Consider the following 16,463-nt stretch of genomic DNA (forward strand, 5'->3'; position numbering starts at 1 on the left):
ACCGCCCGGTCGCCGGCGACACCGCGGTCGCCGTCCGGCACGATCTCGACGTGGCCGACGGGCGGTCCCGCGACGGCTGCACCCGCGTCGCGCACCGGCGGCCGCCTCTCGGCGACCTCCGCCGGGACCACGGCGACGGCCACGGCCGTCCACGCACGCGCGGCGGGGTTCCCGGGCCGCATGGCGTCCTCGTCGGTGAACGGCCACGGCGCGTCCTCACCGGCGAACAGGCGGAAGGCCGTCTCGTCGGGCAGCCAGGAGCGCAGGGCCGGCGCGTCGAGCACGGGGTCGAACGGTCGGAGCCGCAGGACGGCGGCGGTGCGAGGATCCACGTCGGCCAATGTATTCCAAACGTAACAAGATCGAAAAGAGAAGGCCCTACTGTAACTTTTGAGACGAGCGCAGCGGAGCGCGGGCGGATCCTCCCCGGAGGTCGGCCGCGATCGGCTCGCCCTCGGATCCGACCCGCGTGCGCCGGCCAGGCGACGCCCGAGACAGTGAGGCCCACCATGATCAGACCCGTCCGAGTCGCGGCCATCGCGCTCGCGACCACCGCGACGCTCGCCCTCGCCGCATGCGGCGGCGGCGGCGGCAGCTCGTCGAGCGACGGCGGCACCGCGACCGGAGGCGACCTCGTCATCGCCCGGTCCGCCGACATCATCGCGATGGACAAGACCACCACCTTCGACAACAATTCCATCCGCGTGATGCAGCAGATCATGGAGCCGCTCTTCATGGTCAGCCAGGACGGGTCGAAGGTCGACCCGTGGCTCGCCACGGGCTACGAGATCTCCGACGACCAGCTCACGTACACGATCGCGCTCCGCGACGACGTGACCTTCTCGACGGGGGAGGAGATGACCGCCGCGGACGTCAAGTTCTCCATCGACGAGGACACGAAGACGGGCGCGAGCGGCTGGGGCTTCGTCAACGCGGCCATCGACACCGTCGAGGCCACCGACGACACGACCCTCACCGTGAAGCTCAAGTACCCGTGGGCGCCGCTCATCGCCGACCTGTCGATCTTCAGCAACGGCATCGTGCCGATCGACTACGGCGGCAAGACGGTCGAGGAGTTCTACGAGGCGCCCGTCGGCACGGGACCCTTCGTCTGGGACTCCTGGACCAAGGGCCAGTCGGTGAAGCTCACCAAGAACGCCGACTACTGGCAGGACGGCAAGCCGACGCTCGACAGCGTGACGTGGACGGTCGTGCCGGACGCGAACACGCGGAAGCTGCAGCTCCAGGGCGGCCAGATCGACATCAACGACACCCCCGACTGGTCGAGCTTCGAGTCGCTCGGGTCCACCGAGGGCGTGGAGGCCGTGACCTTCCCGTCGACGCAGATCGACTACCTCGCCTTCAACCAGCAGCGGAAGCCGTTCGACGACGTGCACGTCCGCCGCGCCATCGCGTACGCGATCGACCGCGACTCGCTCGTCGACGCGGTGCTGTTCGGCAACGGCGAGACGGCCGACTCCCTCCTGTCGCCCGGCACCCCGTACTACGACGGCGACACGGGGGCCCCGGAGCTCGACATGGCGAAGGCGAAGGCCGAGCTCGCGCAGTCGACGATGCCGGACGGCTTCTCCACGGAGCTCCTCATCCGCTCGGGCGACCCGAACCAGACGTCGGTGGCGCAGATCCTGCAGTCCGAGCTCGCCGAGCTCGGCATCACGGTCGAGATCACGCAGCTCGACCCGACCGCCAACAAGCAGGCGCGCCTCGACTCCGACTTCGACATGACGCTGTCGGCCTGGACCATGGACATCCCGGACCCCGACCAGTGGACCTCGTTCGCGGTGGATCCCGAGGGCGGCTCGCACTCGGCGTTCACGTACTACGACGACCCCGAGGTCGTGGCGATCAACAAGCAGGCCCAGCTGGAGACCGACGACGCGAAGCGCGCCGAGCTGTACGCGCAGCTGCAGGAGAAGACGGGGGAGTCCGCCTTCCTCGCCTACCTCTACTACTCGCCGTACGCCTACGCGATCAGCGACCGGATCGACGGCTTCGAGGTGACGCCGCTCGGCAACTACCACCTCGAGGACGTCACGAAGTCGTCCTGACGCTCGTAACAGCGACGTAACACGAAAGCACTACTGTAACGATCAGTACACCGGTGGGGCCGCCGGGCACACGACGCCCGGCGGCCCCGCCGCCACCCGCACCACCCGCCGTCCACCGCATCACGCCTCGAGGAGGAGCAATGCTGCACCGCCTGCGCTTCATCCCCGGCCGGCTCCTCCAAGCCGTCCCGGTCGCCTTCGGGGTGACGCTCATCGTCTTCTTCATGGCGCACCTGCTCCCCGGGAACCCGGCCCTCGCGATCCTGGGGGAGCGCGCGACCGACGCGAGCGTCGCCGCCCTCACCGAGCAGCTCGGCCTCGACCGCCCCATCTGGGAGCAGTACGGCATCTTCCTCGCGCAGCTCGTGCGCGGGGACCTCGGCACGAGCCTCACCTACCAGCTGCCCGTCACGGAGCTCGTCTTCCAGGCGATCCCCGTCACCATGTCGCTCCTCGGCTACGCGCTCGTGCTGTCGCTCGCCATCAGCATCCCGCTCGCCGCCCTCGCCGCCAGCCGTCCCGGATCCTCCCGCGACCTCGGCGTCCGCCTCTTCACGCTCGTCGGGCAGGGCATGCCGCAGTTCTGGGTCGGGATCATGCTGATCCTGCTGCTCGCCGTCGGCCTCGGCGCGTTCCCCGTCGGCGGCTACGGCCGCGACGCCGCGGAGCACGTGCGCTTCCTGTTCCTGCCCGCCCTGACGCTCGCCATCGCGATGAGCCCCACCGTGATCCGGAGCCTCCGCGCCTCGATGATCGACGTGCTCGAGTCGGAGCACGTCGGCACCGCGCGGTCCAAGGGGTCGGCGGGCGTGCACCTGTTCCGCGACCACGTGCTCCGGAACGCCGCCATCCCCACCGTCTCCATCATCGGCGTCAACCTCGGCTACCTCGTGGGCGGCTCGCTCGTCATCGAGAAGGTGTTCGCGCTGCCGGGCCTCGGCTCGCTCATGGTCAACGCGATCTTCAGCCGCGACTTCCCCACCATCCAGGCGGTGACGCTCTTCGTCGCCCTCTTCGTCGTGATCGTCGGCATCCTCACGGACGTCGTCTACACGATGCTCGATCCCCGGGTCACGCTCGGCGGGAAGGACGCGGCATGAGCACGGGCATCACCACCCCGACCGCGGTGCTCGCGGGATTCCAGGCCAGGCGACGCAGCCGGCGCGGCTCCCGGGCGCTGCAGCCCTGGTACCGCAACGGCCCGCTCGTGGCCGGCGGCATCATCACGGGCGCCCTCGTGCTCGTCGCGATCCTCGCCCCCGTCATCGCCCCGTACGACCCGATCGTGCAGGACCTCCCGAACGCGCTGCAGTCCCCGAGCGCCGAGCACTGGCTCGGCACCGACAAGTACGGCCGCGACGTGCTGTCCCGCCTCATCTGGGGCGCGCGCGTCGACCTCCGGGTCGGCTTCCTCGCCGTGCTCCTGCCCTTCGTGTTCGGCACGATCGTCGGCGCCGTCTCCGGCTACTTCGGCGGGCTCCTCGACACCGTCGTCATGCGCATCGTCGACGTGTTCTTCGCCTTCCCGTTCTACGTCATGGTCATCGTCCTGGTGTTCGTCTTCGGCGCCGGCGAGCAGAGCATCTACCTCGCCATCGCGGCGGTCTCGTGGGTCTCCTACGCCAAGATCGTGCGCGGCGAGGTGCTCGTGGCGAAGAAGCAGGACTACGTCGTCGCCGCCCGCCTCGGCGGCATGTCGCACGGCCGCGTGCTCGTCAGGCACATCGGCCCGAACGTGCTGAGCCAGGCGATCATCTACGGGATGAGCGACATCGTCATGGACATCATGGCGATCGTCACCCTCGGCTACCTCGGCCTCGGCATCGCGCCGCCCACCGCCGAGTGGGGCTCGATGATCGTCGACGGCCAGGAGTTCATCACCACCCAGTGGCAGCAGGCCACCATCCCCGGCCTCGTGGTGGTGGTGACGAGCCTCGGCCTGTCCCTCCTCGGCGACGGCCTGTCCGACATGCTCAGCCCGGAGAGAAGGAAGTGACCGTGCAGGACGCGACCCCCGCCCCCGCCGTGCTCCTCAGCGTGGAGCACCTCACGCTCGGCATCCGCCGCCGCGGCGGCCCGCCGACCGCCATCGTGGACGACCTGTCGTTCCAGGTCCTCGAGGGCGAGCGCTTCGGCATCGTCGGGGAGTCCGGATCGGGCAAGTCCCTCACCCTCCGCGCGATCGCGGGGCTCCTGCCGAAGGGCGTCGAGGTGCTCTCCGGCCGCATCCTGTTCGACGGCGTCGACCTCGTGCCGATGCCCGCCGCGAAGCGCCGCCTGCTCATGGGCCCCGGCATCGCGATGATCTTCCAGGAGCCGATGACGGCGCTGAACCCCGTCATGCGCGTCGGCGAGCAGATCGCGGAGGGGCCGCGCCGCCACCTCGGCCTGTCGCGGAAGGCGGCCCTCGAGCTCGCCGTGGAGATGATGGCCCGCACCGGCATCCCGGATCCCGCCCGGCGTGCCCGCGCCTACCCGCACGAGCTCTCCGGCGGCCTCCGCCAGCGGGTGATGATCGCGATGGCGCTCTCCTGCCGACCGCGCCTGCTGCTCTGCGACGAGCCCACGACCGCCCTCGACGTCACCGTGCAGCACCAGGTGCTCCGGCTCCTCGAGCGGCTGTGCGTCGAGACCGGCGCGGCCCTCGCGTTCGTCACGCACGACCTCGCCGTCGTCAACCAGACCTGCACCGACATGGCGGTGATGTACGCGGGCCACGTGGTCGAGGCGGGCCGCGTCCAGGACGTCTTCCGTGACCCGCGCCACCCGTACACGAAGGGGCTGCTGGACTCCGCGCCCGACTTCGACCAGCCGGACCGGGAGCTCGTGGCCATCCCCGGCTTCCCGCCGAACGTCGCGAACCGGCCCTCCGGGTGCCCGTTCGCACCGCGCTGCGCGTTCGCGGTCGACGCCTGCACCGTTGCGATGCCGCCCTTCGAGGTGGTGGCACTCGACCACCGGGCGGCCTGCATCGAGTCGTCGCGCGTGTTCCTGGGGGTGCCGGCGTGAGCGCCGTCGTCGCGGGGTCCGGAGCGGGGCAGGCGGTCGACGCCGCCGCACCGCCGGTCCTCCGCGTCGCCGACATCACCAAGACCTACCGCGTGGGCGGATCCGTGCTGTCGCAGATCACCCGCCGCAGCGAGGCGGGATCCCACCTCACGGCGCTCGACGGCGTGGAGCTGCACCTCGGGAAGGGCGAGATCCTCGCGCTCGTGGGGGAGTCGGGATCCGGCAAGTCCACGCTCGCGAAGATCCTGGTGGGGAGCACCGCGCCCACCTCGGGCGACGTCGAGTACCACGGCGCGCCGATGCCCGCCCGGCGGGACCGCGAGGCCAGCCGGCGCATCCAGATGGTGTTCCAGGACCCGTACTCGTCGCTCAACCCGCGCATGAGCGTGGGGGCGATGCTCGCGGAGCTCCTGACGCTGCACCGCATCGTGCCCCGCCGGGAGGTGCGGGCCGAGAGCGTGCGGCTGCTCAACCTGGTGGGGCTCGAGGAGGAAGCGCTGGACGCGTACCCGAGCCAGTTCTCGGGGGGCCAGCGGCAGCGCATCGCGATCGCGCGCGCCCTCGCGGTCCGGCCGGACATCCTCATCGCGGACGAGCCCGTCTCGGCCCTCGACGTCTCCGTGCAGGCGACGATCCTCGAGCTCTTCGCCCGGCTCCAGCGGGAGCTCGGGCTGAGCATCCTGTTCGTGGCGCACAACCTCGCGGTCGTGCAGCACCTCAGCCAGCGCGTGGCCGTGATGTACCTCGGCCGCATCGTCGAGGTCGCCGACACCGCGGAGCTCTTCCGGGATCCGCGCCACCCGTACACGCGGGCGCTCATCGACTCGATCCCGCGCATGTCGGCCGGCAGCGTCAACGCCGAGGCCGTGCTGGAGGGCGAGCCGCCGAGCCCCTTCGCCGTGCCGAGCGGATGCCGGTTCCACCCGCGCTGCCCGTACGCGGTCGCGGCGTGCCGCACCACCGACCCGGCCCTCGAGGCCGTCACGCCCGGGCACGCGAGCGCGTGCATCCGGGCCCGAGAGCTCGACGCCCCCACGGGCGCCGACGGACAGGAACAGGGGAACGCATGAGGATCTGGATGTCGCTCGACATGGAGGGCGTCGCCGGCGTCGTCGACTGGGAGCAGTGCCGGCCGGACAGCGGCGCCGCCTACGCGCTCGGCTGCGAGCTCCTGCAGGCGGAGGTGAACGCGGCCATCGAGGGCGCGATCGCGGGCGGGGCGACGGAGATCGTCCTCAACGACTCGCACAGCCGCATGGCCAACCTCGACCCGCGCCGCATCGCGGGCGGCGCCCGGTACCTCTCGGGCCGCCACAAGCCGGGCTACATGATGCAGGGCCTCGACGACTCGTTCGACGCGATCTTCCTCGTCGGGTACCACGGCTCCATCTCGGGCCCGCCGTCGACCATGTCGCACACGTACAACCCGGAGGTGTTCTCGGGGGCCCGCGTCAACGGCACCGAGGTGGGCGAGAGCGGGATCAACGCCCTCGTCGCCGACCACTACGGGGTCCCCATCGCGTTCGTCTCCGGCGACGCCGTGACCTGGACGGAGACGGAGCCGTTCGCTCCCGACGCCGTCCACGTGCAGACCAAGGAGTCGGCGTCGCGGTTCAGCGCGCTGAACCTGCACCCCGACGAGTCCTGCCGCCTCATCCGCCTCGGCGCCGAGGAGGCTGTCCGGACCGTGGCCGAGCGCGGCATGCGCCTGCCGGGGATCGCGCGGCCCGCCGTGCTCGAGCTCGACGTCCAGACGGCCGACATGGCCGACGTCGCGTCTTGGGTCCGCGGCGCCGAGAAGTCGACCGAGCGCGGCGTCCGCATCGAGGGCGACGACCTGCTCCAGGTCTTCCGCTCCTTCGTCGCCGTCAACTACATCACCCGGCAGGCCGGGGGCCGCTGATGGGCCTCGCGGAGGAGTCCGCGCAGGCGCCGCGCGCCACGCGCTCGTGGAGCGTCCCGCCCGGACCCGACGGCACGGCGCTCGCGCTGCACGGCGGCGCGGGCGGACGGATCCTCGAGCTGTCCCGGGAGGAGGCCGCCGCCTTCGAGGCGGGCCTCACCCGAGCGCACGACGCCGGTTCCGCGGTGCTGGCGCGCGGCGGATCCGCCCTCGACGCGGTGTGCGCGGCCGTCGAGCGGCTCGAGGACGACCCGCTGTTCAACGCCGGCCGCGGAGCCGCCCTCACCGCCGACGGCGAGGCGGAGCTCGACGCGGCCGTGATGACGGGCGCCGGCCTCGCCGGAGCCGTCGCGGTGTCCCGCCACGCCCGGAATCCCGTGCGGGCGGCCCGCGCGGTCCTCGAGGAGACCGACCACGTCCTCCTCGTGGCGCCGTCGGCCGAGCTCGTCGCCGGCTGGGGCCTCGCCACGGCAGAGCCCGCGTACTTCGTCACCGAGGCGCGCCTACGGCAGCTCGCCCGCGTCCGGGCCGACCTCCTCCAGGGCGCCCGGCACGGCACCGTCGGCGCGGTCGCCCGCGACCGCACGGGTGCGCTGGCGGCGGCGACCAGCACCGGCGGCATGGTGAACCAGCGCATCGGCCGCGTCGGCGACACCCCGGTCATCGGCGCGGGCACGTACGCGCGCGACGGCGTGGCCGCGGTCTCCTGCACGGGGGAGGGCGAGTCGTTCCTCCGCGGCGTGGTGTCGCACGACATCGCGTCGCGCGTCCGCTACCTCGGGTCGACCCTCGAGGAGGCCGTGCTCGCGACCGTCGAGGCCGAGCTGACGGCGCGTCACGCCAGCGGCGGCCTCGTCGCGGTGGGCGGCGACGGCACGCTCGTCATCGCCCACAACTCGCCGACGCTGTTCGCGGCGTTCCCGCGGGACGGACGGCTCGTCGTGCTGACATAGGAGCGCACGATCCCGCCCACCCCCGACGGAAAGACGGAACATGCCCCTCAAGGAAGAGATCTTCGCCCGCATGGACGAGCTCACGCCCGCCGAGCGGAAGGTCGCCCGCACCCTGCTGGCGAGCTACCCGAGCGCCGGGCTCGGCAGCGCCGCCACCCTCGCCAAGGCCGCGGGCACCAGCACCCCCACGGTGCTGCGCCTCGTCACGCGCCTCGGCATCGGCAGCTACCCCGACTTCCAGCAGCGCCTCCGCGACGAGATCACGCACCACATGAACAGCCCGGTGACCCGCACCACGCGGAGCCGGCCGAGCGCGGACGACGGCGAGCTGTTCTCCCGGTCCACGGCGAGCCGGATCCAGCTCGTCGAGGGCCTCCGCGACACGGTGCCGCCGAGCGAGCTGGAGCGCGCCGTGCAGCTGCTCGCCGGGAAGCCCAAGCACGTCGTGGTGTCCGGCGGCTACTTCAGCCGCTTCCTGGCGATGCTCCTCGCGACCCAGCTCGACCAGGTCGTGCCGGGGATCGAGTTCGTGGGGGAGCCGCTCGGGCACGACATCGGCCGGTACCTGCGTCTCGGGCGCGGCTCGGTGGCCATCATCATCGACCTCCGGCGGTACGAGCTCGCGGCGAAGGAGGCCGCGGAGCTCGCGCGCCGGCAGGGCGCCTCGACCATCATCATCACCGACCAGTGGCTGAGCCCCGCCGCGGAGGGCGCCGACGTCGTCCTCCCCGTGAAGGTCGACGGGATCCCGTTCGACTCCATGGCGGCGCTGCTCGTGCTGCTCGAGGCGCTCGTCGAGCAGGTGCTGCAGGCGACCGGCGAGTCCGGGCTCGAGCGCATGCGCCAGTGGGAGGAGTCCGTGCACATCCTCCGCGCCTACCGCGCGGGCGACGTCGAGCCGCCCGCCGACGGCGACGCCCCGTGATCCACTCCCGACGACAGGAACCCGCGTGACCGACACCGCCGCCTCCACCGACACCGCCGCCCCCACCCGCTCCGCCTCCGCGGCGCTCCCGTTCGCCGGCCGCACCGCGGTCGTGACGGGCACCGCGCAGGGCATCGGCCGTGCCGTCGCGGAGGCCCTGCGCGACACCGGCGCCCGCGTCCACGGCGTCGACCGCGACACGGTCGACCTCAGCGTCACCGCCGAGGTGGAGGCGTTCTTCGCCGCCGTCGGCGACGTCGACGTCCTCGTGAACGTCGCCGGGGGAGTCGTCGGCCAGACGCACACCCCCATCGACGAGCTGACGGACGCCGCGTGGGACGACGTCGTGCGCGCGAACCTCACGACCACGATGGCCTGCACGCGCGCCGCGGCCCGGTCGATGAAGGCGCGCGGCACCGGCCGCATCGTCGTCATCTCCTCCGGGGCGGGACGCAGCGTCAGCCTCACGGGGATCCAGGCCTACGCGTCCGCCAAGGCCGCGCAGATCGGCTTCACCCGGCAGATGGCGCACGAGCTCGGGCCCCACGGCATCACGGTGAACGGCATCGCGCCCGGCTTCGTGCTGTCCAACCCCACCACCGTCGCGCAGTGGGAGTCCTACGGCCCCGACGGCCAGCGGGCGCTCCTCGAGCGCATCCCCGTCCGCCGCACGGGCACGCCCGAGGACATCGCGCGCGGCGTGGTGTTCCTCGCCCATCCGGACGCCGGGTGGATCAGCGGCCAGACCCTGTCCATCGACGGCGGCCACTCGCTGTTCTGATCCGCCGCCCGTGCCCGTCACGATCCGCGCCCGAACCGACCCACGCCCAGGAGCACCATGACCGACCCCGTCCCCGCCGACTCCACCGCCGCGATCCCGACGGCCGCCGCCGCCCGCCTCGCCGCGCTCGGCGAGCGCTACTTCCACGTGCAGCACTCGTACGACCCCTACAACGCGACCCTCCTCGGCATCGACGAGTTCGACCACCTGGCCGGCGACCCGGGCGCGGCCGCCAGCGCCGACGCCGCATCCGCCCTCGCCGAGGTCGCCCGGGAGGCCGGGGAGCTCGACGACGCCGAGCTCGACGACGCCCAGCGCACCGACCGCGACGTCCTGGCCGTCCTCGCCCGCGGCGCGTCCGACGACGCGCGCCACTCGCTCTGGGCGGCCAACGCCTCCGCGAAGGGCTACGTGAGCCGGCAGGGCCTCGTCTTCCAGGCGGTGCCGGCCATGACCATCGGGGACGCGCCGGCCGCGGACCGCTACCTCTCCCGCCTCGACGGCATCGCCGGCGTCCTCGACGCGCTGGGGGACCGGTACGCCGAGGAGACGGCCGCGGGGCGGCCGTCGACGCGGATGGGCCTCGAGCACGCGGTCCAGCAGCTCGAGGGGTACCTCGCCCTCCCGCTCGACGAGGACGCCCTCCTCGGCCCCACCCGTGCGGGCACCGCCGCCGCGGTCGCCGCCGGGGACCGCGCCCGCCGCACGGTCGAGGCGTCCATCCGCCCCGCCATGGCCCGCCTCGCCGCGCGCCTCTCCGACGAGCTGATTCCGGGCGCCCGCCCCGACGACCGCGTCGGCATCCAGCACACCGCCGGCGGAGCGGAGGGCTACCTCGACGCCGTCCGCCGCCACACCACCACGGACCTCGACCCCGAGGAGATCCACCGCATCGGCCTCCAGGTGCTCGAGGACATGGTCCCGCGCTGGGCGGAGATCGGCGGGAGGGCGCTCGGCGAGCGGGAGCTGCCCCGCATCGCCGCCCGGATGCGCGACGACCCGGCCCTCCGCTTCGAGACCAGCCAGCAGATCATCGACGTGGCCCAGGGCGCCCTCGACCGCGCGCAGGCGGCGCGCCCGCTCCTGTTCCCGGCCTACGACATCGGCGACTGCGTGCTCGAGGTGATCAACCCCATCGAGGCCGAGCACTCCGCCCTGGCCTACTACCGGCCGCCCGCCGTGGACGGCAGCCGCCCCGGTGCGCACTGCCTCCTCGCGACGGACCCGGAGACCCGGTACCGCTACGAGTACGAGTGCCTCGCGTTCCACGAGTCCGTGCCGGGGCACCACCTGCAGCTCGCCACCGCCCAGACGCTCGACATCCCGCGCTACCGCCGGCACCTCGACGTGGAGGCCTGCAGCTTCAACGAGGGCTGGGGCCTCTACTCCGAGCAGCTCGCCGACGAGATGGACCTCTACATTGACGACGTCTCGCGCCTCGGGATGCTGTCCTTCCTCGCCCTCCGCGCGTGCCGGCTCGTCGTCGACACGGGGATCCACCACCTGGGCTGGACGCGCCAGCAGGGCGTCGACTTCATGTGGGCGCACACCGCCACGACGCGCGCCCACGTGCAGAGCGAGGTCGACCGCTACATCTCCTGGCCGGGTCAGGCGCTCGCCTACATGATCGGCCGCCGCGAGATCCTGCGCCTCCGCGAGGAGTCGCGCCGGGCGCTCGGCGACCGCTTCACGCTGCCGGGGTTCCACGGGGTCGTGCTCGGCGACGGCGCCGTGCCGCTCTCCGTGCTGGAGCGCACCGTCACCCGCTGGCGCGACGCCGTCCCCGCCTGACATCCGACACCCGACCACCCACGCGACGAGAAGGACACATGGACATCACGATCAACGGCTGCCGCCTCAACGTGGAGGTGATGGGCCCGGAGGACGCGCCCGTCATCATCGCCCACCACGGCGGCGGCGGCATCGGCTCCCTCGCGGAGCCCCGCTCGACCTTCGGCCCGCTCGCCGACCGCTTCCGCGTCATCGTCTACGACGCCCGCGGCTGCGGCCGCAGCGAGGGCATCGAGCCCTACTCGCACGCGCAGTGGGCCGCCGACCTCGACGGGATCCGGCAGTGGGCCGGCGTCGACCGCGTCATCGTCGCGGGCGGCTCCTACGGCGGGTTCATCGCGCTCGAGTACGCGATCGCGTACCCGGAGCACGTGAGCGGGATCATTCTCCGCGACACGTCGCCGGACGGATCGAACCTGGAGCTGGCGTTCGAGAACGCGCGGAACCAGGACCGGATCGAGATCGACTGGGAGTCGTTCGACCGCTACTGGTCGGGTCGCATCACCTCCGACGAGGACCTCAAGGCGCGCTGGGCGGAGATCATCCCGCTCTACGACTTCGACTACGACCCCGTCCGGTCGGCGGAGCGCGTGGAGGCCGGCATCTACCGGCACGAGGCGCACAACTGGTGCTTCCAGCACAACTGGGGCGCGTACGACGTGAAGGACCGGCTCCCGGGGATCGCCGTGCCGACGCTCGTGACGGTGGGGCGCCGGGACTGGGTCACGCCCGTCAGCTCCTCGGAGACGATCGCGTCGCTCATCCCGGGCGCCGAGCTCGTCGTGTTCGAGCGCTCCGGCCACTCGCCGCAGACCGAGGAGCCGGAGCTGTTCCAGCAGACGCTCCGCGGGTTCCTCGAGCGCGTCCACCCGAGCGCCGAGGTCGCCTGATGGACGTCGTCGTCATCGGCGCCGGCGCCATCGGCGGGACCCTGGGCGCGCACATGGCCCGGGCCGGCCACCGCGTCCTCCTCTGCGACCAGGACGCCGAGCACGTCGCCGCCATCCGCGAGCACGGGCTCCGCATCGAGGGACCGGTCGAGGAGTTCACCGTCCGCGTCGACGCGGTGACGCCCGACGGCCTGCCCGACCGCATCGACCACGCCATCGTCGCCGTCAAGAGCCTCCACACGGCGTCCGCGGCCGAGCTCCTCCGCGACCGGCTCGCGCCCGACGGCTGGGTGCTCACCGTGCAGAACGGCCTCACCGCCGACGTGCTCGTCGACGTCCTCGGCCCGGAGCGCGTCGTGTCGAGCTTCGTCAACGTCGGCGCCGACCTCCTCGGTCCCGGCCGGATCCTGCAGGGCAACGTCGCCGCGTTCCACGTCGGCGAGCTGGCGGGCGGGGAGATCACGCCCCGGGTCCGCGAGATGGTGGACGCCCTGCCCTACGCCCGGGCGACCGGGAACGTGCTCGGCTACCTGTGGGGCAAGGAGGTCTACGGCGCGATGCTCTGGGCGGGCGCCGTCTCCGACCTGCCCATCGCCGACACGCTCGACCGCCCCGCCTACCGACCGCTCATGGTCGCCCTCGCCCGCGAGGTCCTCGCCCAGGCGCCCGTGCAGGTCGAGGGGTTCGACGGCTTCGAGCCGGACGACCTGGAGGGGTCGCTCGACCGGCTGGCCGCCTTCAACCGCCGGAGCGCCAAGACGCACAGCGGCATCTACCGCGACCTCATGGTGCGCCGGCGGAAGACCGAGGTCGACCAGGTGCACCGCGACATCCAGGGGCCGGTGTTCGACCTGATCGTCGAGATGATCCACGACATCGAGGAGGGCCGCCGCACGTGCGAGGTCCGGAACCTCGACGAGCTGGCCGCGCGCGTCGCCGCCCTCCCGCCGGGAGGGTCCGCGCCGGTACGCTGACCATCCGAGGAGAGACGAGGACGTCATGCAGGCCATCACCCCGTTCATCTGGCTCGACGGGCGCGTGCGGGAGGCCGCGACGCTCTACGCCGAGGTGCTGCCGGACTCCCGCGTCGTCGACCTGCCCGCGGGCGACGGTCCGGCGGGCTCCGCCACGGTGGAGGTCGGCGGACTGCGGATCCTCCTGTTCGACGGCGGACCGATGTTCCCGCAGACCCCGGCGTTCTCGCTCTCGGTGCCCGTCGAGACGCAGGAGGAGCTCGACCGCATCTGGGACGCGCTCATCGCCGACGGCGGCGCCCCGAGCCGCTGCGGCTGGCTCACCGACCCGTTCGGCGTCTCCTGGCAGATCGTCCCGACGATCCTGCCCGCCCTCCTCGGCGACCCCGACCCGGACCGCGCCGCCCGCGCGCAGCAGGCGATGCTCGCCATGGGCCGCCTCGACATCGCGGAGCTCGTCCGGGCGGCCGACGGGCGCTGATGTGGTAGATCCGGTCCAGTGAGGCAGCGATTGGTGATGACGATTCAGCACTGGTAGCGCTGAGTTCGCCTCATCGGCGGCTATCGGGCCCGAACGACCATGGCCCGAAGGGGCATCGACATGCCGGCCAGACGAGGCACAATGTGGTCATGGGGGAGTTAAAGGATTCTGCGGTCGGTAGCGATGCCCTCGCTGTCGGCCTCAGCGGAGTGCGCGTCGACGTGGTAGCCGTGTGGCCGCACTTGGACGCCTGCATCGCGAGTCGGGACATACAGCACTGCGTGCAAGCACTGCAGCGGTCTGGTGCCGAGGTCCGTCTCGTCACGAACGTGGCCTCGACGCGCGAATGGGGTCCACGATTTAGTGAACACGGTGATTCCGCCGTCCCCGACGTGTGCTACGCCCACCTGCCCGAGGCGAGGAATGCTGACGCAAGTACATTCGATCTCGCGAGCTCGCTCGCGGTGAGCATGATGGCGGCGATTCGTGCGAGGAGCGCTGATGTTATGGTGATTCTCGCACCAGGCCGGTTGACTCTGGCAGCCTCGCTACTTGCGTCGAGGGGGAGGCCTCTGGGTGTCCTCACGCTGTCGTCACTGCACATGCACGACGGTCGGCCGACGCGTGCCGGTCGGCAGCGGAGCCTCACGGCGATGCTCAGAAGGGTCGCTCTTGTCGGAGTGCCAACCGCGAGGGACGGCGATCTCCTTCTCGCCCGTGGCGTGGACGAACGCAGTGTGCAGGTCCTCTCTCGTCAGCGCAATGACGCTCCCGTAGACCCCGACTCTCACGGAGATGCCTGCGGCGCACCCACGCTCCACATGGCGTGGTGCCCCATCTGCACTAGCGCGTCCGCGAGGGAATCCCTGCGGACGGCGACTCAGCTTGCGTCGAAAAGAGACCTCGGAATGTCGTTCCGTCGTGTGTCACATGCTCAGTCAAATGATCAGCCCCAGCCTGGGGTCGGCGCCAGCGAGCGCGTACCTCTCTGGCTGACAATGAGGCAAGGGACGTGCGCGCAAACAAGCCTCGGGTTCCGAGGTTCACCTCAGCCTCTCTCCGCCTCAACGCATCTCACCCTCGTAACAGACGGCGGTCGGCTCGGTCGCGGGCACAGCGGCGCCGAAGAACTACTGCGAGTGATTCTCGAATCGGACGAGTATGCGGAGAGCACTGACGAGCAGCAGCGTGTCGGCCCGTCGAGCGTGACCACTGTCTCGGCGCTGCCAACTGCTAATCAAATCTCACGCTTCGTACGAGCGGTCATCGCAGTCCACGGTTGAGCGCGCTAACTCGATGGTGTCCAGCAGCCTGAGGCTGGCCAGCGAAGGACCTTTATCCGGCTGACGCTCTGGCCTGCTCCTGCTGAGCAGCCGCGATCACGGCGAAGAGCAGAGGCCACAGTATGAGGGGTACTCCTGGGTTATTCAGGTGGCTGTGGAGGCTGGAGATCATCAGCAGCCCGCCGAATAAAGTTGCGATCGGTGCCATCGCTGATTTCGGGAACGCGGAACGGCTCTTGAACAGTGCAGTCGCCACGGCTACCAGGAGAATGACCTGGAGAATCAATCCGGCGACGCCCACCGTCACAAGAGTTCGCATCCACTCAGATTCCGGCGAGACCCAGACGAGTGAGGCAGGCGACTCAAACCACCCCTTGGCCTTTGCAGCGTAGACGTCGCTTCCCCAACCCGTGACCGGGCGCTGCAGGATCGCCGGCAACGTTTCCGTCATCCAGATATTCAAACGATATCCGACAGTTTGCGGCAGCCACGCGTATTCCTGTACGGCGTAGACGCTCTGACCGGACTGGTTTGCGACACGCTCGGCGATCTTCTGCCCAAAGACCAGCCACCCACCGGTTGCGACGCCTACACCGACGATGACGAGGCTGGGCCGGACGCGCATCCGCAATACAGTGACCACCACGACGGCGACGGCCACGGCGATGGTGGCGAAGGTGAGGGTGGTCACCTGGCCCGCCAACGAAGCCCCGAGGACGAGGATCGGCCTGAGCTTGACCGTGTGGGAATGGTCAGCCAACAAGAGCTCAATGCATGCGGCCGCGGAGATACAGGCGAGGTATCCGCCGAGTGCCGTCCAGTGACCGATCGTGCTGGTGCCGCGTATGTCCCAACCGGCCAGCAGCCGACTCTCCAACCCTCCCGATTCTGTGAAGCGGGTCAGGAACTCGTTGACACCCGGGATCCGAAGGAGCTGGGCTACTGCGATGACGGAAACCGGCACGCTTGCCAGGGTGAGGCCGCTCATGAACTCACGGAGGCTGTCCACACCGGTGATGACCATGCGGGCCGGCCATGTAGCCAAGTACGCCAGCAGAACCGTCAATCCCACCCCGAGGAACGGCGAGTGATTCAACTGAATCGCGTTTAGCATCTCGAACGTGATCAGGAGCCCATAGAAGGACATGAACGCGAGATCGGCTCCGGTGACTCTGAGAGTACGGAGCGGGACCTTGTGACGCGAGTCGGCCGCTGCAACTAGGGCGAGGATGACGAGTGCGATGCTCACTCCCTGGAAGGAACCGAAGACCGGCAGCCTTACCCCGACCAAGGCGGCCGCGGAGCCAAGCAGCAAACCGACCAACATGATGCGGCGGTCTGCTCGTCTTGGCAGCGCCAATGCCCGTGTGGCTGTGCGCACGTGTGTGGAAGTCACATCGAGGC

Annotated in this window: 16 protein-coding genes; 14 read left to right on the plus strand and 2 right to left on the minus strand. The window is 71.1% G+C overall.

Translation table 11 applies throughout. The features are described from left to right. The coding region (locus tag Q6969_RS00605) for a hypothetical protein (RefSeq protein ID WP_317228713.1) at window positions 1-332 on the minus strand (332 nt) is incomplete at its 3' end. A gap of 177 nt (window positions 333-509) precedes the next feature. Here Q6969_RS00605 and Q6969_RS00610 point away from each other — a divergent pair. The 14 genes from Q6969_RS00610 to Q6969_RS16260 all read left to right on the plus strand — a co-directional run bounded on the left by Q6969_RS00610 (window position 510) and on the right by Q6969_RS16260 (window position 15,059). Continuing rightward, a complete protein-coding gene (locus tag Q6969_RS00610) occupies window positions 510-2,069 on the plus strand; it encodes an ABC transporter substrate-binding protein (RefSeq protein ID WP_317228714.1) in 1,560 nt (519 codons plus the stop codon). Between the two features lie 140 nt (window positions 2,070-2,209). Then, window positions 2,210-3,169 (plus strand): ABC transporter permease, encoded by a 960-nt coding sequence (locus Q6969_RS00615; protein WP_119382113.1) that lies wholly within the window; start codon window positions 2,210-2,212, stop codon window positions 3,167-3,169. Then, window positions 3,166-4,065, plus strand: a complete 900-nt coding sequence (locus tag Q6969_RS00620) for an ABC transporter permease (RefSeq protein WP_317228715.1) — start codon at window positions 3,166-3,168, stop codon at window positions 4,063-4,065. Before Q6969_RS00615 ends, Q6969_RS00620 begins: the two co-directional genes overlap by 4 nt. 2 nt (window positions 4,066-4,067) lie before the next feature. Further along, a complete protein-coding gene (locus Q6969_RS00625) occupies window positions 4,068-5,078 on the plus strand; it encodes an ABC transporter ATP-binding protein (RefSeq protein WP_317228716.1) in 1,011 nt (336 codons plus the stop codon). After that, complete coding sequence (locus Q6969_RS00630) at window positions 5,075-6,148, plus strand: ABC transporter ATP-binding protein (RefSeq protein ID WP_317228717.1); 1,074 nt, start codon at window positions 5,075-5,077, stop codon at window positions 6,146-6,148. The genes Q6969_RS00625 and Q6969_RS00630 overlap by 4 nt, the downstream gene beginning before the upstream one ends. Then, a complete protein-coding gene (locus Q6969_RS00635) occupies window positions 6,145-6,981 on the plus strand; it encodes a M55 family metallopeptidase (RefSeq protein ID WP_317228718.1) in 837 nt (278 codons plus the stop codon). Before Q6969_RS00630 ends, Q6969_RS00635 begins: the two co-directional genes overlap by 4 nt. Then, window positions 6,981-7,934 (plus strand): isoaspartyl peptidase/L-asparaginase, encoded by a 954-nt coding sequence (locus Q6969_RS00640; RefSeq protein WP_317228719.1) that lies wholly within the window; start codon window positions 6,981-6,983, stop codon window positions 7,932-7,934. Before Q6969_RS00635 ends, Q6969_RS00640 begins: the two co-directional genes overlap by 1 nt. A 40-nt stretch (window positions 7,935-7,974) precedes the next feature. After that, window positions 7,975-8,859, plus strand: a complete 885-nt coding sequence (locus tag Q6969_RS00645; protein ID WP_317228720.1) for a MurR/RpiR family transcriptional regulator — start codon at window positions 7,975-7,977, stop codon at window positions 8,857-8,859. Window positions 8,860-8,884: 25 nt separating this feature from the next. Beyond that, entirely contained in the window at window positions 8,885-9,640 is a 756-nt protein-coding gene (locus tag Q6969_RS00650) for an SDR family NAD(P)-dependent oxidoreductase (RefSeq protein ID WP_317228721.1), read from the plus strand. Window positions 9,641-9,697: 57 nt separating this feature from the next. Further along, a complete protein-coding gene (locus Q6969_RS00655) occupies window positions 9,698-11,431 on the plus strand; it encodes a DUF885 domain-containing protein (protein WP_317228722.1) in 1,734 nt (577 codons plus the stop codon). A gap of 38 nt (window positions 11,432-11,469) precedes the next feature. Further along, entirely contained in the window at window positions 11,470-12,321 is an 852-nt protein-coding gene (locus Q6969_RS00660; RefSeq protein WP_317228723.1) for an alpha/beta hydrolase, read from the plus strand. After that, the gene (locus Q6969_RS00665) at window positions 12,321-13,295 is read left to right on the plus strand and encodes a 2-dehydropantoate 2-reductase N-terminal domain-containing protein (RefSeq protein ID WP_317228724.1); all 975 of its coding nucleotides are present in this window, start codon (window positions 12,321-12,323) and stop codon (window positions 13,293-13,295) included. The genes Q6969_RS00660 and Q6969_RS00665 overlap by 1 nt, the downstream gene beginning before the upstream one ends. A 25-nt stretch (window positions 13,296-13,320) precedes the next feature. Further along, a complete protein-coding gene (locus Q6969_RS00670; RefSeq protein WP_317228725.1) occupies window positions 13,321-13,776 on the plus strand; it encodes a VOC family protein in 456 nt (151 codons plus the stop codon). 149 nt (window positions 13,777-13,925) lie between these two features. Then, window positions 13,926-15,059, plus strand: coding sequence for a glycosyltransferase (locus tag Q6969_RS16260; protein WP_396335496.1), 1,134 nt, complete (start codon window positions 13,926-13,928; stop codon window positions 15,057-15,059). Between the two features lie 52 nt (window positions 15,060-15,111). Here Q6969_RS16260 and Q6969_RS00675 read toward each other — a convergent pair whose 3' ends face one another. Beyond that, entirely contained in the window at window positions 15,112-16,308 is a 1,197-nt protein-coding gene (locus Q6969_RS00675; RefSeq protein ID WP_317228726.1) for an O-antigen ligase family protein, read from the minus strand. Window positions 16,309-16,463 lie beyond the last annotated feature (155 nt).

Source organism: Clavibacter sp. MX14-G9D (assembly GCF_032917815.1).
Classification (GTDB): Bacteria; Actinomycetota; Actinomycetes; order Actinomycetales; family Microbacteriaceae; genus Clavibacter; species Clavibacter michiganensis_K.